General features: G+C 67.7%; 12 protein-coding genes. 9 read left to right on the forward strand and 3 right to left on the reverse strand.

Annotated elements, in window-relative coordinates; all coding sequences use genetic code 11:
* Window positions 1–6: 6 nt before the first annotated feature.
* The 3 genes from ABIB38_RS16760 to ABIB38_RS16770 are packed head-to-tail and all read right to left on the reverse strand — an operon-like array spanning window position 7 to window position 3,547.
* Window positions 7–489 (reverse strand): hypothetical protein, encoded by a 483-nt coding sequence (locus ABIB38_RS16760; RefSeq protein WP_429205527.1) that lies wholly within the window; start codon window positions 487–489, stop codon window positions 7–9.
* Window positions 490–506: 17 nt separating this feature from the next.
* Window positions 507–2,021: a hypothetical protein gene (locus ABIB38_RS16765; RefSeq protein ID WP_429205528.1), complete on the reverse strand. Its 1,515-nt coding sequence runs from the start codon at window positions 2,019–2,021 to the stop codon at window positions 507–509.
* Complete coding sequence (locus tag ABIB38_RS16770) at window positions 2,018–3,547, reverse strand: hypothetical protein (RefSeq protein WP_429205530.1); 1,530 nt, start codon at window positions 3,545–3,547, stop codon at window positions 2,018–2,020. The genes ABIB38_RS16765 and ABIB38_RS16770 overlap by 4 nt, the downstream gene beginning before the upstream one ends.
* 270 nt (window positions 3,548–3,817) lie before the next feature.
* On the opposite strand from ABIB38_RS16770, the gene ABIB38_RS16775 reads away from it, so the two are divergent.
* From ABIB38_RS16775 to ABIB38_RS16815, 9 genes are all read left to right on the forward strand, one after another.
* On the forward strand, window positions 3,818–4,858 hold the full coding sequence (locus ABIB38_RS16775) for a hypothetical protein (protein ID WP_429205532.1): 1,041 nt from the start codon (window positions 3,818–3,820) through the stop codon (window positions 4,856–4,858).
* A gap of 123 nt (window positions 4,859–4,981) precedes the next feature.
* Window positions 4,982–6,106 carry a GAF domain-containing sensor histidine kinase gene (locus tag ABIB38_RS16780; protein WP_429205533.1) on the forward strand — a complete coding sequence of 375 codons (1,125 nt, stop codon included), beginning with the start codon at window positions 4,982–4,984 and terminating at the stop codon, window positions 6,104–6,106.
* Between the two features lie 76 nt (window positions 6,107–6,182).
* Window positions 6,183–7,610, forward strand: a complete 1,428-nt coding sequence (locus ABIB38_RS16785) for a serine hydrolase domain-containing protein (RefSeq protein ID WP_429205535.1) — start codon at window positions 6,183–6,185, stop codon at window positions 7,608–7,610.
* 136 nt (window positions 7,611–7,746) lie between these two features.
* Window positions 7,747–10,110, forward strand: a complete 2,364-nt coding sequence (locus tag ABIB38_RS16790) for a M1 family metallopeptidase (protein WP_429205537.1) — start codon at window positions 7,747–7,749, stop codon at window positions 10,108–10,110.
* Window positions 10,111–10,224: 114 nt separating this feature from the next.
* Window positions 10,225–12,588: a M1 family metallopeptidase gene (locus tag ABIB38_RS16795; RefSeq protein WP_429205539.1), complete on the forward strand. Its 2,364-nt coding sequence runs from the start codon at window positions 10,225–10,227 to the stop codon at window positions 12,586–12,588.
* Window positions 12,585–13,091, forward strand: coding sequence for a DUF6702 family protein (locus ABIB38_RS16800; RefSeq protein WP_429205541.1), 507 nt, complete (start codon window positions 12,585–12,587; stop codon window positions 13,089–13,091). The genes ABIB38_RS16795 and ABIB38_RS16800 overlap by 4 nt, the downstream gene beginning before the upstream one ends.
* A 23-nt stretch (window positions 13,092–13,114) precedes the next feature.
* Window positions 13,115–15,169 (forward strand): TonB-dependent receptor, encoded by a 2,055-nt coding sequence (locus ABIB38_RS16805; protein WP_429205542.1) that lies wholly within the window; start codon window positions 13,115–13,117, stop codon window positions 15,167–15,169.
* A gap of 86 nt (window positions 15,170–15,255) precedes the next feature.
* The gene (locus ABIB38_RS16810) at window positions 15,256–15,999 is read left to right on the forward strand and encodes a 2OG-Fe dioxygenase family protein (protein ID WP_429205544.1); all 744 of its coding nucleotides are present in this window, start codon (window positions 15,256–15,258) and stop codon (window positions 15,997–15,999) included.
* A gap of 347 nt (window positions 16,000–16,346) precedes the next feature.
* A complete protein-coding gene (locus ABIB38_RS16815; RefSeq protein WP_429205546.1) occupies window positions 16,347–17,513 on the forward strand; it encodes an efflux RND transporter periplasmic adaptor subunit in 1,167 nt (388 codons plus the stop codon).
* Window positions 17,514–17,522 lie beyond the last annotated feature (9 nt).

A 17,522-nucleotide genomic window follows, 5' to 3' on the forward strand; every position in this document is an offset into this window, starting at 1 on the left:
TCTCTCTTAGCGACGGCCGATGAACAGCGAGGCGACCAGCGCCACCACGCCCACCGCCACCAGCGGACCGGTGACGGCGAAGGTCAGGAAACGGCTGGCATTGATGATGGCCAGCACCGCCGCCGCCGACAGGAAGCCGAGGCCGACGAACAGCAGCCAGCCCGCGTTGCCGGCCGAGGAAGGCGCCACGCGTTTTCTCACCAGGTGGTGCACATAGGCGCCGCGCACGAAGAAGTAGACGCTGAGCAGGACCAGGAACACGATGCCGCCGATGGCCAGGTCGCGGTCCGACGTGTCCGCGACCGGCAAGGTGTGCGGATCCACCGGCATCACCTCGACCGGGCGGGCGGCGGTGTCTGGCAGAGTCTGCGGTAAGGTCTGCGGTAAGGTCTCCCCTCGCGCGCCCTGCGGCGAAGCGGATTCCTCCGGCAGCTTGAAGCCGGGATCGGCGGGCGACGGCGCATCTGTCGGTGGTTGGGTTGCCTGCATGGTCATTTCCTTCGTTGTCATGGGCGGCCGAGCCGCACTTGCACGCCTTCGCGCACATCGAGCAGCCGATGGCCGAACAGCGTTGTCTTCAGTTGCGCGACCTGCTCCCCATGGCGGTCGTGGACCGGCTGGGTGGTGCCGGGGCGGCCGCGCAAGGTGCGCGCTTCTTCATCCACCAGCACTTGCGCCGTACGCGGCCTGGTCCAGGCCCAGGCGCCGCCGGCGAACAGCGCCAGCAGCGCCAACAGGCCCGCCACGAGCGCCAGCAGCGGCCCCATGCCGTAATGGACGCGCACCTCCAGCGGCAGCACCGCGGTCGACGCCTGCACCCGCGCCGGCGGGATGAAGATGTCCGGCAGCGGGTCGCCCGGGAACAGCGCCGCCATGCGCTGGCGGAAGGCCTGCGACAGCATCAGCTTCTGGTCGGCCAGGTGCAGCTCGATGCGGCCCGGCAGCACATAGGCCGAGCCGGCGGACTTGAGCGCGGCCAGCGACCATTTGTCGGGAATCTGCGCCACTGGCAGCGCCATGCTCGAACCCAGCGGCGACGGCTGGCCGGGCGCCAGCGCGCGCACGCGCGCCGCATCGAGCGCGATCGGGCGGCTTTCGCCCGCAAGCGTCGAGCGCGCGCTCAGGGTGGCGGAACTGATCGTGTACGGATACATCGTGTTTTCCAGGTTCCATTCGATACGCGCCTGCGGCGTGCGCGCATCGGGGGCAACGTCGGCGCGCAGCACGCCGCCGGCAGCCGAGGCGAACGACACGCCGGGCGCATCGACGACGCGGCGCGGCGCCAGCCGCACCGTGTCGCGGTCGAGCGGCTTGAGGCGTGCCGGCGGCTCGGTGATCACCCGGGCAATGCGTCCGGAGGCCAGCAGCGCATCGAGCGCCGCCGCGCCTTGCGCCCCAACCGCGAAGGCATACACCATCAGGCCGTTCGCGCTGTAATGCCTGCCTTGCACGGGCATGCGCAGCGGGAAGGCCAGCGCTTTCGTGATCGCGTCGCCGCCGTGGATCAGCGCATAGAACTCGCGGTTGCGCGTGGCCGTGGCCTGGTCGTTGTCGGGGCTGTTGCGGTTGTTGGTCACCAGCCAGACGATGCCGGGCCGGCCCTGGAGCACTTGCCCGGTCGCGGCGCGCACCGCTTCGCCCAGGTCGGTGTCGGCCAGCGCCGCGCCGCCGGGCTTACGCGCCGTGTCCAGGCCGGCGATGGCCTGCGCCACGCGCTCGCCCACCGGTTCCTCGCCCGCCTTGAACGACAGCAGCGCGCGCGGCGACGGCGCGCCAGGCAGCGACTGATTGAAGCTTGCCAGCACCAGCGCTTGTCCCGGCTGGACCACGCTGCCCGCCAGCGCCGCCACCAGCGGCTTGAAAGGCGACCCGGGGTCGCTGTAGAACGGCTCCATCCAGCCCGAGTTCTGGACCAGGAAAACGTGGGGGACGGAAGGCGCCGCAGCGGCGGCGCACGGCGGCGCGCTCATTGCGGCACAGGCGAGCAGGGCCGCCGCCAACGGACGTGCGATGGCCTTCATCGCGCCAGCTCGTCCAGGCGCCAGCCGCGCATCTGGTTCCAGTCGGGGTGGTGCAGCCACAGGCAGCCGCCCGCCACCACCGGCACGCACTCGAGCGGCCGGGCCAGGCGCGCGATCTCGTCCAGGATCACGTTGCGGCGCCCGATCCATTCGACGGTGGTGCGCGGGATCACTCGCGCAAGCGTGCGCGCATTTTCTCCGCTCCCCAGCGCTTCTTCGGCGCGAAAGTTCGCCTTGTGGAAGCGCAGCACCAGGCCGCTCGGCTGGCTGCGGTTATTGTTAAAGCTGCGCAGCAGCGGCAGCACCAGCGTGTCGTCGTGGTGCGGGTCTTCGACGTGCTCGTTCGACCACGGCTCGTCCAGCACCGGATGCCCGCGCCGGAACAGGAAGTTGGCGAAACCCAGGCGCGCGCCATCGATCGCCATGCGCGCCGGCAGGTGGTCGGGGCCGGCGCCGAGTTCGAGCCACGAATACCCCTGGCCGTCGTGCCCGATCTGCCACAGGCGGCCGTCGCGGCTCTGGGTCGGCCCGCCGAACTCCAGGCGCGGTTGCCAGTGCAGCGGCCAGGGCGAGAAGCGCGGCGCTTCGCCCGGGCGCCAGGCGAGCTGGCCCTGGGCGTGCAGCCAGAACAGCCGGCCGTCGTAGCCGAGCGGACGGCTCCAGCCGGCGGCCGGCGCGTCGGGGCAGGCGAATTCCTGCACTTCATCGAGGTCGAGCCGCCTGCACCACAGGCGCACCCCATCAACACCGCCCGCGAGGCAGGCCAGGTGGCGCCGCATGAGGCCGGGCGCCGCCACGATGGGCGCGGCCAGCACGCTCTCGGTGCGGTAGGTTTCGCTGACCGGGTCGATCCACAGCCGCTGCAGGCCGTCCTGGCCCGGGACCACGCCGGCCTCGCCGCGGCGCGGGTCCGGCGCCGGGATCCAGGCGTGGCTGGACGCGGTGAACACCAGGCTGGCGGCGCCCGCCTCGGGCGTGAGCACATGCCAGCTGGCGCCCAGCGGATCCCAGTACTGCAGCACCCCGCGGGTATGGGCCAGCGCCAGCAGGCGTTCGCCGGGAAAGCCGAAGCTGGCGGCGGCGAACACCGAGCAGGCATTCGGCGGCGCCGGCATGGTCAGGTCGCAGCGGCCCGGCGTCGGTGCGGGCGGCCGTTCTTCGAGGCTGTCGCCGAGCGGCGTCGAGGTGACCGGCAAGCCGTGCGGCACGTGGCGCGGCAGCAGGTCGTCGCCGCCCGGTCCCCACCACCCGCTGGGGTGGCCATGTCGCCGCGCCGGCGTACCGGCAAGGCGCAGCAGCGGCCGCCCGCAGCGCGGGCAATAGGCAAAGCCTTCGGGATAGATCGGCGCACAGCGGCAATCGAGGGGCAGCGAGGCGCCGAGCACGTGGGCAACGTCGGGCAGGCGCTGGCGCGCGCGGCCCTGCCAGTCGACCGGGCCCAGGCCCTCGCTGGCGAGCAGGGCGAATTCGCCGCTTGCCTCGTCTTCCTGCCAGATGCTGGCAGGCGTTTCCCATCTGTACACCATTGCTGCCTTTCGCTCTGCCAAATAATTTGTCGAAAAAGATTGGTCGAAAAGGATTGGTCGAAACAGCCCGCGGGCCGCGTCTTTGTCCTTGCTATTGCTCAAATGATAGCTCCGTGCACTGCCGCGCGGCGCGCCGTTCGCGCGGTAGCGTAGCGCGATCCCGGACGCATCAATAATCGAACTCATCGCCTGCCCCGGCGCGGAACTTTCGGCAGACCTACGTATAATGGCCGCCTGCCCATCCACCCCTTGCCGCCCGACGATTGCGCCATGACCGCTCCAGACCCCCACGCCGACCTCCCTTCGCACGCCGTCGATGCCGCCGGCAGGCATCTGGCCGACGTGTTGACGATCGCGCTCGAACACGGGCCTGGACAACGGGCGCTGGTGGTGTACGACACCCGCACCGGCTTGGCGCGCGCGCTGCTCGAAGGCTACCGGCGCAACCTGCCGGATGCGAACTTCGTCGACTTCGACGCCGTGACGCCGGAGGCGGTGCTGGCGGCCTTTCGCGCGATGGCGGCGGGTGACCTGGTGGTGCTGCTGCAGTCGTCCAACTTCCGCCTCGACGGCTTTCGCATGCGGGTCGAGCTGTTCAAGCTGGGCCTGAAAGTGATCGAGCACGTGCACCTGTCGCGCATGCCGGGTATCCAGGGCGAGCACTACATCGACGCCCTGGCCTACGATCCGGCGTACTTTCGCGGCACCGGACGCGCGCTCAAGGAACGCATCGACCGTGCGCCGCACGGCCGCGTGGTCGGCGGCGGCGAGACGCTCACCTTCGCCTCGCCCTTCGAGCCGGCCAAGCTCAATATCGGCGACTACAGCGACATGAAGAACGTCGGCGGCCAGTTCCCGATCGGCGAAGTGTTCACCGAAGCGCTCGACCTCGAAGCGGTGCACGGCCGGGTGCAGATCCACGTGTTCGGCGACACCAGCTACCGCTCCAACCGCCCGGAGACGCCGGTGACCCTGGTGATCGAGGCCGGCCGTGTGGTGGCCACCGAGAACGCGACGCCGGCCTTCCAGCAGGTGCTGGACAATATCCGGCTCGAGGAAGGCGAAGTCTGGGTGCGCGAGCTGGGCTTCGGCCTGAACCGCGCCTTCACGCGCGAGCTGCGGGTGGACGACATCGGCACCTACGAGCGCATGTGCGGCATCCACCTGTCGCTCGGCGCCAAGCATGGCGTGTATCCGAAGCCCGGCTTCAAGCGCAAGGATGCGCGCTACCACATCGACGTGTTCGCGGTGACCGACGCGGTCTGGCTGGGCGAGGAAAGGGTGTACCAGGACGGGCGCTGGCTGGCCTGAGGCGCCGCTCCGCCAGAAAGTGACAGCGGGCACGGCAACGTGCTAGGATGGTATTTTTACAACATCCGACCCATGGCGGACAGCGTCCCTCTCCACGTCAGCGAAATCCAGGCGATCGAGTCCGTGCCACGGGTCCTGGAGACCATCGCGGCGCTCACCGGCATGCGTTTCGTCTGCATCGCCCACGTCACGCCCGAGTGCTGGACGGCGTGCGCGGTGCACGACCGCCTCGGCCTGGGCCTGCAGCCGGGCGCCACGATCGACCTCGACCTTACCCTGTGCCAGGAAGTGCTCCAGTCGCGCCAACCGGTCGTCATCGACTGCGTGCGCGACAGCGCCCGCTACCGCGACCATCCGTCGCCATGCGCCTTCGGCTACCAGAGCTATTTTTCGATTCCGATCTTCCGCCCGGATGGCGCCTATTTCGGCACCCTGTGCGGCCTGGATGACGAGCCGGCGCGCCTGAGCGAAGGCCCGCTGGTGCCGGCCATTACCCTGTTCGCCGAACTGGTCTCGCGCCAGCTCGAGACCGAACGCTCGCTGCGCGACGCCCAGCGCGCGCTGTTCTCCGAACGCGAGACGGCCGAACTGCGCGAGCAGTTCATCGCCGTGCTCGGACACGACCTGCGCACGCCCTTGAGCGCGATCCTGATCCGGGTCGACCTGCTGGCGCGCCGCAACGAAGATCCGGCCACGGCCCAGGCCCTGGAACGGATCCGGCGCAGCGCGCTGCGCATCGACACCCTGGTCGACGACGTGGTCGATTTCACGCGCGGGCGCATGGGTTCGGGCATGGCGCTCGACCTGCGGCTGCACGACGGCGTCGAGACCGGCCTGGAGCAGGCCGTCGACGAGTTGCGCGGCGCCTATCCCCAGGCGCACCTGGACAGCGACATCATGCCCGGCCTGCGCCTGCGCTGCGACCCGCGGCGCCTCGCGCAGATGCTGTCGAACCTGGTCAGGAACGCGCTGACGCACGGCGATCCGGCGCGGCCCATCGAGGTGCGGGCCGGCGTCGAAGACGGCCTGTTCGTGCTCGCGGTGAGCAACCACGGCCCGCACCTGGATGCGACCACGGTCAAGCAGCTGTTCAAGCCCTACTGGCGCGCGGTATCGCGCGCCGGCGACGACGGCTTGGGACTGGGGCTGTACATCGTCGACCAGATCGCGCGCGCGCACGGCGGCGCGATCGGCGTGCAGTCTGGCGAGGAACGCACCACCTTCACCTTCAGCATGCCGGCCGCATGAAATACATCGAACGCTTGTTCGCCTTGTCCGGCATCTCCATACTATTGGCCATTTGCCCACATCGTATGGAGAGCTCATGTCCGTCAACTCGCTTGCAGCACCGCGCCTGCGTTTCTTCCTGATCGCCGCCCTGGCGACGCCGTTCGCCCATGCCGACGACGCCGCCATCGCCCGCGTCGAAGCGGGCCTGCGCCCGGCCATCGCGCTGGCCAGCGCGCCGGTCAAGACCGAAAGCCTGCAGGAAGCGATGACGCGCCTGAAGGTGCCGGGCGTGAGCGTGGCCGTGATCAAGGACGGCGAGCTGGCCTGGGCCCGCGGCTACGGCGTGGCCTGGATCGGCGGGCCGGCGGTCACGCCGCACACGCTGTTCCAGACCGCCTCGGTGAGCAAGCCGGTGAGCGCAATGGCCGCGCTGCGCATGGTCGAACAGGGCAAGCTGGACCTCGACGCCGGCATCGACACGGCCCTGACGTCGTGGCGCCTGCCGGACAGTCAAGATAAAGGCAGGCCGAACCTGCGCCAGTTGCTCTCGCATACGGGTGGCGTGAGCGTGCCGGGCTTTCCCGGCTACGCCGCGGGCAAGCGGGTGCCGACGCTGGTGCAGGTGCTGGACGGCGCATGGGCCGCCAATACCAAGGCGATCCGGGTCGACACGGCGCCGGGCACGGCATGGCGCTACTCGGGCGGGGGCTATACCGTGCTGCAGCAGGCCATGATCGACCGTGCCGGCAAGCCCTTCGAGGTCCTGATGCAGGAGTCGGTGCTGGCGCCGCTGGGCATGCTCGAGAGCACCTTCGCCCAGCCGCTGCCGACGGCCTTGCAGGCCAGTGCGGCCCGGCCCCACGGCCACGATGGCGAGCCTTTCGCCGGCGGCGCCTACACCCACCCCGAACAGGCTGCTGCGGGCCTGTGGAGCACACCGTCCGACCTGGCGAAATTCGCGATCGCGATCCAGCAGGGGGCGGCTGGCGGCGACAACGGCGTGCTGTCGCCGGCCATGACCCGCACCATGCTGCAGCCGGTGATGAACGACTATGCGCTGGGCCTGCAGATCAGCGAGGGCGGCAAGGGCTTCGGCCACGGCGGCGTCAACGTGGGCTTCCAGTCGTGGCTGTACGGCTCGACCGAAGGCGGCGATGGCGTGGTGGTGCTGACCAATGGCGACAACGGCGGTGAACTGGCGGCCGCCCTGACGCGCGCCATCGCCCATGAATACAAGTGGGCCGGCCAGCAGACCCGCCTGCGCACCACGGTCGAACTCGCGCCAAGCGCCAGGCAAGCGCTGGTCGGCAAATACCGCGTCGACGGCATCGGCGACTTCGAAGTCGCCGAACGCGAGGGCCGGCTGATGGTCGCGATCCGCCGCGGCCCTTGGGAACCGCTGTACGCCGAATCCGACAAGGTCCTGTTCATCCTGTCGCGCAACCTGGAAATGCGGCCAAGCGATGCCGACAGCGGCCACACCGTGGTCGGATCGTCGTCGCGCGCCTACCGGCGCCTGTAAATATGGTGTTGTAAAAGCCAGCCATTGGTGCGGCTGTCACACCGCATATTTCAGGATTTTTACAAATCCCCTGAGCAGTTGATTAATATCAGGATTAGAATTCTTTTCTTATATCAACAACAAATCCAGGGGAATCATGTTCCGTTTGCCTCTCGGCGTGGCAGCGCTATGCCTCGCCACGTCAGCGTTCGCGGCCGCGCCCTTCGACGACAAGTTCCGCCAGCTCGACGAACTGCTGCCGACGCCGGGGGCGATCCGCACCGCGTCCGGCGCCCCGGGCCACGCCTACTGGCAGCAGCGCGCCGACTATACGATCCGCGCCACGCTCGACGAGAACAAGCGCGCGCTCACCGGCGCCGGCACCGTGACCTACCATAACCATTCCCCGGACACCCTCAAGTATTTGTGGCTGCAGCTGGACCAGAACATCTACAAGCCGGGCTCGGACGCGCGCCAGAGCGCCGCCCTCCCCTCACGCAACGCCTGGACCGGCGCCACGGCGCAGACCGGCCTGAAGTTCGACGGCCTGCGTTCGCTGCTCGAACAGCGCACCTTCCCCGGCGGCTTCGACATCCTGGCGGTGAAGGATGCGAACGGCCGCGCGCTGGCGCACACGATCAACCAGACCATGATGCGGATCGACCTGCCGCAGCCGCTCAAGCCGGGCGCGCGCGTGAGCTTCAGCATCGACTGGCGCTACAACATCAACGAACAGAAGGTGCTGGGCGGGCGCGCCGGCTACGAGAAGTTCGACGACAACAACGACCTGTTCGAGATCGCCCAGTGGTTCCCGCGCATGGCCGCCTACTATGACGTCTATGGCTGGCAGCACAAGCAGTTCCTGGGCGCGGGCGAGTTCACGCTCGAATTCGGCGACTACGACGTGCGCATCACGGTACCAGGCGACCATATCGTCGCGTCGACCGGCGAATTGCAGAACCCGGGCGAGGTGCTCAGCGCCGCCCAGCGCGAGCGCCTCAGGCAGGCGCGCACGGCGAAAAAACCGGTCGTCATCGTGACCCAGCTTGAAGCCGAAGCGGCCGAAAAGGCGCGCAGCGGAGTAGACAACGGCGCGACGAAGACCTGGCACTTCAAGGCCAAGAACGTGCGCGACTTCGCGTTCGCCTCGAGCCGCAAGTTCATCTGGGACGCGCAGGGCGTCAAGAGCGGCGACATCGACGTGCTGGCGATGTCGTACTACCCGAAGGAGGGTAATCCGCTGTGGGAGAAATACTCGACCCAGGCGATCATCCACACCATCGAGCAGTACAATAAGTATTCCTTCGACTACCCGTACCCGACCGCGATCTCGGTCAACGGCCCGGTGGGCGGCATGGAATACCCGATGATCTCGTTCAACGGCCCGCGGCCAAGCAGGGACAAGAAAACCGGCGAGATCACCTATTCGCAGCGCACCAAGTATGGCCTGATCGGCGTGATCATCCACGAGGTGGGCCACAATTACTTCCCGATGATCGTCAACTCGGACGAGCGCCAGTGGACCTGGATGGACGAGGGCCTGAACACCTTCGTGCAATACCTGGCGCAGCAGGCCTGGGAAGAAAACTGGCCGGACAGCCGCGGCGAGCCGCGCCGCATCACCGACTACATGAAGAGCCGCAACCAGGTGCCGATCATGACCAACTCGGAGTCGCTGCTGCAGTTCGGGAACAACGCCTATGCCAAGCCGGCCGCCGCGCTGAACGTGCTGCGCGAGACGGTGCTGGGGCGCGAGCTGTTCGACTTCGCCTTCAAGGAATACGCCGAGCGCTGGAAGTTCAAGCGCCCCACCCCGGCCGACTTCTTCCGCACCATGGAAGACGCCTCCGGCACCGACCTCGACTGGTTCTGGCGCGGCTGGTTCTATACCACCGACGCGGTCGACGTGAGCGTGGACGGCATCACCGAGTACACGGTGTCGAGCCAGGATCCCGAAGTCGAAAAAGCATTGCAGCGCGCGCGCCGCGTGCAAGAACCGGTGTCGGTCACGAAGCAGCGCAACCAGGGGATGGCGCGCCGCGTCGATGCGCATCCCGAGCTGAAGGACTTCTACAACGAGCACGACGACTTCACCGTCACCAACAAGGACCGCAACCGCTACCAGGAAAAGCTGGCCGGGCTGGAGGACTGGGAAAAGGCGCTGCTCAAGGAAGGCAAGCACCTGTACCTGGTGGACTTCACCAACGTGGGCGGGCTGGTGACGCCGCTGGTGGTCGAGATCGAACTCAAGAGCGGCAAGAAGACCATCGAGCGGATTCCGGCCGAGGTATGGCGCTATTCGCCGGCCAGGATCACCAAGCTGTTCGTGACGGATGAGCCGATGGTCGGGCTGACCCAGGACCCGTACTGGGAGACGGCCGACGTCGACGTCGGCAACAACAGCTGGCCGAGGAAGGCCACGCCGTCGCGGCTGGAGCTGTTCAAGACCGAGCGCGATCCGAACAACCTGATGCGCGACTTTAATACGAAGCTCAAGACGGATGGGGCTTCCGGTCAGTGACCGGGCACTGATCATATTGTTGAACGCGTGGAGTCATTCGGTCCGGTTGACCGAATGACGCGCCGTCCACCCTGCGCCGGCCCCTGCCGGTGTTTTACTTGCTGTTGTCACCACATGAATCTCAAGCACCTGCAGGCAAGCATTGCCGCCCTCGTTCTTTCCGCCTCGGCAAGCGCCGCCGGCCCGGTCTTCGACGACAAGTTCCGCCAGCTCGACGAACTGCTGCCGACGCCGGGCGAAACCCGCAACGCGGCCGGCGCGCCGGGCCACAAGTACTGGCAGCAGCGCGCCGACTACCGGCTGCGCGTGACGCTCGACGAGAACAAGCGTTCATTGAGCGGCGCGGGCACCGTGACTTACCATAACAATTCGCCGGATACCCTGTCCTACCTGTGGGTGCAGCTGGACCAGAACATGTTCCGCAACGATTCGGACAACCGCAACATCTCGACCTTGCCGTCGCGCGACGCCTGGCAGGCCCGTGGCGGGGATGGCGTCAAGTTCGACGCGCTGCGCTTCACGCTCGAGGCGCGCAAGTTCGACGGCGGCATCCACATCGCGAGCGTCACCGGCAGCGACGGCCGGCCACTACGCCACACGATCAACAAGACCATGATGCGGATCGACCTGCCGCAGCCGCTCAAGCCGGGCGCGCGCACCGCGTTCGACGTGGCCTGGCGCTTCAACATCCCCGAGATGAACGTGCTGGGCCGCCGCATGGGCTTCGAGCGCTTCGACGACGGCAACGACATCTTCGAGATCGCCCAGTGGTTCCCGCGCATGGCGGCCTACTACGACGCCGCCGGCTGGCAGAACGCGCAATACCTGGGCGACGGCGAATTCACGCTCGAATTCGGCGACTACGACGTGCAGATCACGGCCCCGGCCGACCACGTGGTGGCCTCCACCGGCGAACTGCAGAACCCGGGCGAAGTATTGACCGCGGTCCAGCGCGAGCGCCTGAAACAGGCGCGTACGGCGAACAAGCCGGTCATGATCATCACCCAGGCGGAGGCGCAGGCCAACGAGAAAGACCGCGCCACCGGCACCAGGACCTGGCGCTTCAAGGCGCAGAACGTGCGCGACTTCGCCTTCGCCACCAGCCGTAAGTTCATCTGGGACGCCCAGGGCATCAAGAGCGGCAAGCAGGACGTGATGGCGATGTCCTACTACCCGGCCGAGGCCAATCCGCTGTGGGAAAAATACTCAACCCCGGCCGTGATCCACACCATCGAGCAGTACAACAAATATTCGTTCGACTACCCGTATCCGGTCGCGATTTCGGTCAACGGCCCGGTGGGCGGCATGGAATACCCGATGCTGTCGTTTAATGGGCGCCGTCCGGTCAAGGACGCCAGGACCGGCGAGGTGACGTACTCGAAGGCCGCCAAGTATGGCCTGATCAGCGTGATCATCCACGAGGTGGGCCACAACTACTTCCCGATGATCGTCAACTCGGACGAGCGCCAGTGGACCTGGATGGACGAGGGCATGAACAGCTTCCTGCAGTTCCTGGCCGAGCAGGCCTGGGAAGAAAACTACCCGTCGCGCCGCGGCGAGGCGCGCGACATCGTCTCGTACATGCGCAGCACCAACCAGGCGCCGATCATGACCAATGCCGAATCGACGCTCCAGCGCGGCAACAACGCCTACGCCAAGCCGGCCACGGCGTTCAACATCCTGCGCGAGACCATCCTCGGCCGCGAGCTGTTCGACTTCGCCTTCAAGGAATACGCCGAGCGCTGGAAGTTCAAGCGCCCCACCCCGGCCGACTTCTTCCGCACCATGGAAGACGCCTCCGGCACCGACCTCGACTGGTTCTGGCGCGGCTGGTTCTATACCACCGACGCGGTCGACATCAGCGTCGAGGGCATCACCGAGTACACCGTCAGCAGCCAGGACCCGGAGGTCGAAAAGGCGTTTCTCCGCGAACGCGCCAACGGCGAACCGGTGTCGGTCATGGACCAGCGCAATCGGGGGATGGCGCGCCGCATCGACGCCCATCCCGAGCTGCGCGACTTCTACAACGAGCACGACGAGTTCACGGTCACCAACAAGGACCGCAACAAGTACCAGGAAACCATGGCCGGCCTGGAGGATTGGGAAAAAGCCCTGCTCAAGGAGGGCAAGCACCTGTATCTGGTCGACTTCGCCAACAAGGGCGGACTGGTGATGCCGCTGATCGTCGAGATCGAACTCAAGAGCGGCAAGAAGACCATCGAGCGCATTCCGGCCGAAGTCTGGCGCTATTCGCCGACCAGGATCACCAAGCTGTTCGTGCTCGATGAGCCGATCGTGGGCCTGACCCAGGATCCGTTCTGGGAAACCGCCGACATCGACACCAGCAACAACAGCTGGCCGCGCAAAGCCGCGCCGTCGCGCCTGGAGCTGTTCAAGACCGAGCGTGATCCCAATAACCTGATGCGCGACATGCAGACGCCGCTGAAGGGCGCCGCAGCGCCGAAGGCCGCGCAATGAGGCTGTACGGCGTCAAGGCGCTGTGCATCGCCCTGCTGCTGTGCGTGAGCACGGTCATGAGCAACAGCGCGAGCGCGCACCGCTTCCACTTCGGCATGACCGACATCTCGTACAACGAACGCACCAGGAGCACCGAGATCGTCCACACCTATACGGCGCACGACATCGACGCCCTGCTGCTGAACCTGTACCAGCGCCAGTTCGACCTTTCCGACCCGGAAGACCAGGCCGTGCTGCGCCGGTACGTCGAGCGCCAGTTCTGGCTCGCCGCCCCGGACGACACGCGCCTGCCGGTCAAGTGGATCGGCATGACGGTCGACGCCAACAGCGTCGTCATCTACCAGGAGATCGACAACACGCCGCTCACCCGCGCGGCCACGATCCGCCAGGGCGTGCTGATCGACTTCCTGCCCGAACAGGTCAATACCGTCAACCTGGGCGCGGGCGGCGCGGTCCGTTCCCTCACCTTCACCCGCCAGGCGCTCGAGCAGCCGGCGCAATAACAAAAACGTTTTTCAAGAATTCCATGCATCTTCGCCCCGTTCCCTGCGTGCTGGCCGCGCTGTTCGCCACGTCCGCCGTCCATGCCGACGACTTCCAGCTGCAGCGCGTGCTGGTCGAAGGCGCGCGCGCATCCCAGCTCGGCGTCGCCGATTCGGCCGGCGCCGGCAGCGCCGGCGCGAAGGACCTGGCCGGCCGCATCGCCTACCGCCCGGGCGAACTGCTCGAAGTCACGCCCGGGCTGATCGCCAGCCAGCACAGCGGCGAAGGCAAGGCCAACCAGTTCTACCTGCGCGGCTTCAACCTGGACCACGGCACCGACCTCGCCACCCGGGTCGACGGCATGCCGGTCAACCAGCGCAGCCACGCCCACGGCCAGGGCTGGACCGACCTGAACTTCCTGATCCCCGAGCTGGTCGGCCGCCTCGACTACCGCAAGGGACCGTATTCGGCGCGCGAGGGCGACTTCTCGTCGGCCGGCGTGGCGTCGCTCACCTATGCCAACCGGCTGGTGAAGAACCTCGCCTCGGCCACCGTCGGCCAGGACGGCTACCGGCGCGCGCTGCTCGCCGGCTCGCCCGAGGTGGCGGGCGGCAGCCTGCTGTACGCGCTGGAGGCGATGCACAATGACGGCCCGTGGACGCGGCCGGACGACTACCGCAAGTTCAATGCCGTGCTGCGCTTCAGCCGGGGCTACGCCAACAATGGCTGGAGCGTCACCGCGATGGGCTATCGCGGCGACTGGCATGCCACCGACCAGATCCCGCTGCGCGCGGTGCAGGATGGCCGCCTCGAGCGTTACGACCTGGTCGACGACAGCGATGGCGGCGCGGCGCGGCGCTTCAGCCTGTCGGGCGTCTGGCGCCGGACCGGCGCCGACTCGGCCAGCAAGGTGAGCGCCTACGCGATCCGCAACCAGCTCGCGCTGTTCTCGAACTTCACTTATTTTCTGAACGACCCGGTGAACGGCGACCAGTTCGCCCAGCCGGACCGCCGCGTCACCACCGGCATCGACGCCACCCACACCTGGCACGTGCACCGCACCGAGGCGCTGTCGTCCGACCTGACGGTGGGCGCGCAGCTCCAGAACGACAATATCTTCAACGGCCTGTACGACACGCGCCGGCGCCAGCGCATCGCGACCACGCGCGAAGACCACATCGTCGAGACCAGCGGCGCCGTCTTCATCGAGAGCGCGACGCGCTGGAGCGATGCGCTGCGCACGGTGGCGGGTGTGCGGGCCAGCAACTACCGCTTCCGCGTGGACGGCGACCGGCTTGAAAACGCCGGCAAGGCGCATGACACGCTGGTCACGCCGACCCTGAACATCGTCTATGGGCCATGGGCGGCCACCGAGCTGTACGCCAACTACGGCCACGGCTTTCACAGCAACGACGCGCGCGGGACGGTAGCGACCGTCGACCCGAAGACCCTGGAGGCGGTGGACCCGACGCCTGGCCTGGTGCGTTCGCGCGGGTTCGAACTGGGCGTGCGCACCGAGGCGATCGCGAAGATGCAGACGTCGCTGGCCGTGTACCGGCTCGACTTCGATTCCGAGCTGACCTATATCGGCGACGCCGGCAATACCGAAGCGGGCGATCCGAGCCGGCGCTACGGCATCGAGTTCTCGAACTACTACCGCCCGCTCAAGTGGCTGTCGATCGACCTCGACGCGGCCTGGGCGCGCGCCCGCTCATGTGCCCGCTCATGCGGCGGCAATCCCGACGGCGACAGGATACCCGGCGCCATCGAAGGCGTCGCCCAGCTGGGCGTGACGGTCGACCCGCGCGGCCCGTGGTCGGGCTCCGTGCGCCTGCGCTGGTTCGGCCCGCGTCCGCTGGTCGAGGACGACAGCGTGCGCTCGAACGCGAGCCTGACGCTCAACGGCCGCATCGGCTACCGGCTGGCGAACGACCTGCGCCTGGAGCTGGAGGGCTTCAATCTGGCCAACCGCCGCGCCTCGGCCATCGACTACTTCTACGCGTCGCGCTTGCCGGGCGAGGCCGCGCCGGTGGCCGACGTGCACTTCCACCCGATCGAGCCGCGCTCGCTGCGCCTGACTCTCGTCAAACAGTGGTGACGGCGCCTGCTGTTCGCCTGATCCAGCGCATTGATCGTTCGGCAGGGGCGGTCACTCGTCGACATGAAAAGTGCTACGCTAACGAGATGACCACATTGCAAACCCAACTCCCGTATGTCGCGCCGTCGCAGCTGACGGACGCCCTGCGCAACACCGGTTATGCGGTCCTGCGTCCTCTCGACGTCGCCGCGCTGGCCGGCTGCGGGATCGGCGAGCTGGACTCGCTCGTGCCGAGCTGGGAGCGGCTGGTGCTGGACGAATACCTGAAGGACGGCGGCCGCTACCGCCGCCGCCGCCATTCCTGCTTCATCGACGACGCCGGTAAGCTCGAGCAGACGCCGCACCGCGCGCACTGGCAGCCGGTCGAATACAACGCGCTGCACGGCGGCATGCACCGCCTGTTCGCGCCGATGGAAGCGGCCACCGTCGCCAATCCGGCCTGGGCGAGGCTACTGCGCGCGCTGGGCGGGGTCTGTTCAGAGGTCGCGGGCCGGCAGCGCTGGTTCGTCGAAGCGCACCAGTTCCGCATCGACACCGCCGACGGCATCGGCCGCCCGACGCCGGAAGGCGCGCACCGCGACGGCGTCGATTTCGTGGCCGTGATTCTCATCCATCGCAAGGGCATCAAGGGCGGCGAGACGCGCGTGTTCGACGCCCACGGCCCGGCCGGCCAGCGCTTCACCATGCTCGAACCCTGGACCCTGCTGCTGCTGGACGACGCCGCCGTGATCCACGAATCGACGCCGATCCAGCCGCTGGGCGAGCATGGCTACCGCGACACGCTGGTGCTGACCTGGCGCGCCAATGCCTTCCAAGGCGAAGACGCCTGAGCAAAAAAAAACGCCCGCAAACCTGATGGTTGGCGGGCGGGAATCCAATTTTCGGAGAAAACTGGAGGAGACAGTTCCAATATAGTCTTTTTTATTGTGCAGTGCAATACGGTAGAAGTACTGTAGTTGTTTCAATAGAGTAAGCCCTCTAGATCAGGCGGCGGCCTGGACGTTTGCGGCAGTGCGCCATTCCCCTTCCCCTCGTTTTCCCTCTCTTTCAGCCTTCTTCCGGATCGGCAGACCGCTTTGCCGGGACAAGCGCGCTGGCCATGATGGGGTGCGTGCGCGGCGGCCTGCCGTGTCGCTTTTGCTACACTTGTTTGCTATAGCCAAACGACACAGAGACCATGCCAAACATTCGCGCTCCGCGTACGCTCGTCATCGCCCTGGGCGCCGTTGCCCTGTGCGCCACCGTTGCCCTGGCCACGGCCGAGCGCGCCACTGCGGAAGATGAAAAAGCGGCGCCGCGCCCCGCCCTGAGCGTCACCACCGCCCTCCCCGCCACCACCAGACTGCCGCTCAACCTCACCGCCAACGGCAGCATCGCCGCCTGGCAGGAAGCGGTGATCGGCAGCGAATCGAACGGCCTGCGCCTGTCCGAGGTGCGGGTGAACGTAGGCGACGTGGTCAAGAAGGGGCAAGTGCTGGCGGTGTTCGCCGACGAGACGGTGCGCGCCGAGATCGACATCGCGCGCGCCGCGCTGCTCGAAGCCCGGGCCAACCTGCAGGAAGCGAAGTCGAACGCAGACCGCGCCCGCGCGCTTGAAAGCTCGGGCGCGCTGAGCGCGCAGCAGGTCACCCAGTACGTCACCGGCGAAATGACCGCCGCGGCGCGCGTGAAATCGGCCCAGGCCACCCTCACCCAGCAGCAGCTGCGCCTGAAATACACGCAGGTGGTCGCGCCCGACAGCGGCGTGATCTCGGCGCGCAGCGCCACCGTCGGCGCCGTGGTCGGCGTCGGCGCGGAACTGTTCCGCATGATCCGCCAGGGCCGCCTCGAATGGCGCGCCGAAGTGGTGGCGCAAGACCTGGGCCGCATCAAGCCCGGCGCCAGGGCGACCGTGCTCGCCGCCAGCGGGGCGGAGATCGCCGGCAAGGTGCGCACCGTGGCGCCGTCGGTCGATCCCCAGACCCGCCTGGCCCTGGTCTATGTCGACCTGCCGCCCTCCATGTCCAGCAACACGCCCCTGAAGGCCGGCATGTTCGCCAGCGGCCGCTTCGAGCTGGGCGCCTCGAATGCGCTGACCGTGCCGCAGCAGGCGGTCGCCGTGCGCGACGGCTTCAGCTACGTGTTCCGCCTGAATCCGGACAGCCGCGTGAGCCAGGTGAAAGTGCAACTGGGGCGCCGCCTGGGCGAGCGGGTCGAGGTGGTCAGTGGCCTGAACGCCGACACGCCGATCGTGGTCCAGGGCGCCGGCTTCCTGAACGACGGCGACCTGGTGCGCAATATCGCCGCCACGGCGCCCCGGGCCACGCCGGCGCCGCCGGCCGCGCGCACGAACGCCGCGCGCTGAGGACGCCAC

Origin of the sequence: Massilia sp. UYP11 (assembly GCF_050434805.1) — a bacterium.
In the GTDB taxonomy this organism is placed as follows: domain Bacteria; phylum Pseudomonadota; class Gammaproteobacteria; order Burkholderiales; family Burkholderiaceae_D; genus Telluria.

Excerpts from the sequence above, each read along its gene's own strand:
- ABIB38_RS16800 (WP_429205541.1), top strand. The coding sequence starts at position 12,585 with ATGAGGCTGTACGGCGTCAAGGCGCTGTGCATCGCCCTGCTGCTGTGC.
- ABIB38_RS16790 (WP_429205537.1), top strand. The coding sequence starts at position 7,747 with ATGTTCCGTTTGCCTCTCGGCGTGGCAGCGCTATGCCTCGCCACGTCA.
- ABIB38_RS16805 (WP_429205542.1), top strand. The coding sequence starts at position 13,115 with ATGCATCTTCGCCCCGTTCCCTGCGTGCTGGCCGCGCTGTTCGCCACG.
- ABIB38_RS16810 (WP_429205544.1), top strand. The coding sequence starts at position 15,256 with ATGACCACATTGCAAACCCAACTCCCGTATGTCGCGCCGTCGCAGCTG.
- ABIB38_RS16775 (WP_429205532.1), top strand. The coding sequence starts at position 3,818 with ATGACCGCTCCAGACCCCCACGCCGACCTCCCTTCGCACGCCGTCGAT.
- ABIB38_RS16765 (WP_429205528.1), bottom strand. The coding sequence starts at position 2,021 with ATGAAGGCCATCGCACGTCCGTTGGCGGCGGCCCTGCTCGCCTGTGCC.
- ABIB38_RS16760 (WP_429205527.1), bottom strand. The coding sequence starts at position 489 with ATGCAGGCAACCCAACCACCGACAGATGCGCCGTCGCCCGCCGATCCC.
- ABIB38_RS16770 (WP_429205530.1), bottom strand. The coding sequence starts at position 3,547 with ATGGTGTACAGATGGGAAACGCCTGCCAGCATCTGGCAGGAAGACGAG.
- ABIB38_RS16785 (WP_429205535.1), top strand. The coding sequence starts at position 6,183 with ATGTCCGTCAACTCGCTTGCAGCACCGCGCCTGCGTTTCTTCCTGATC.
- ABIB38_RS16815 (WP_429205546.1), top strand. The coding sequence starts at position 16,347 with ATGCCAAACATTCGCGCTCCGCGTACGCTCGTCATCGCCCTGGGCGCC.
- ABIB38_RS16795 (WP_429205539.1), top strand. The coding sequence starts at position 10,225 with ATGAATCTCAAGCACCTGCAGGCAAGCATTGCCGCCCTCGTTCTTTCC.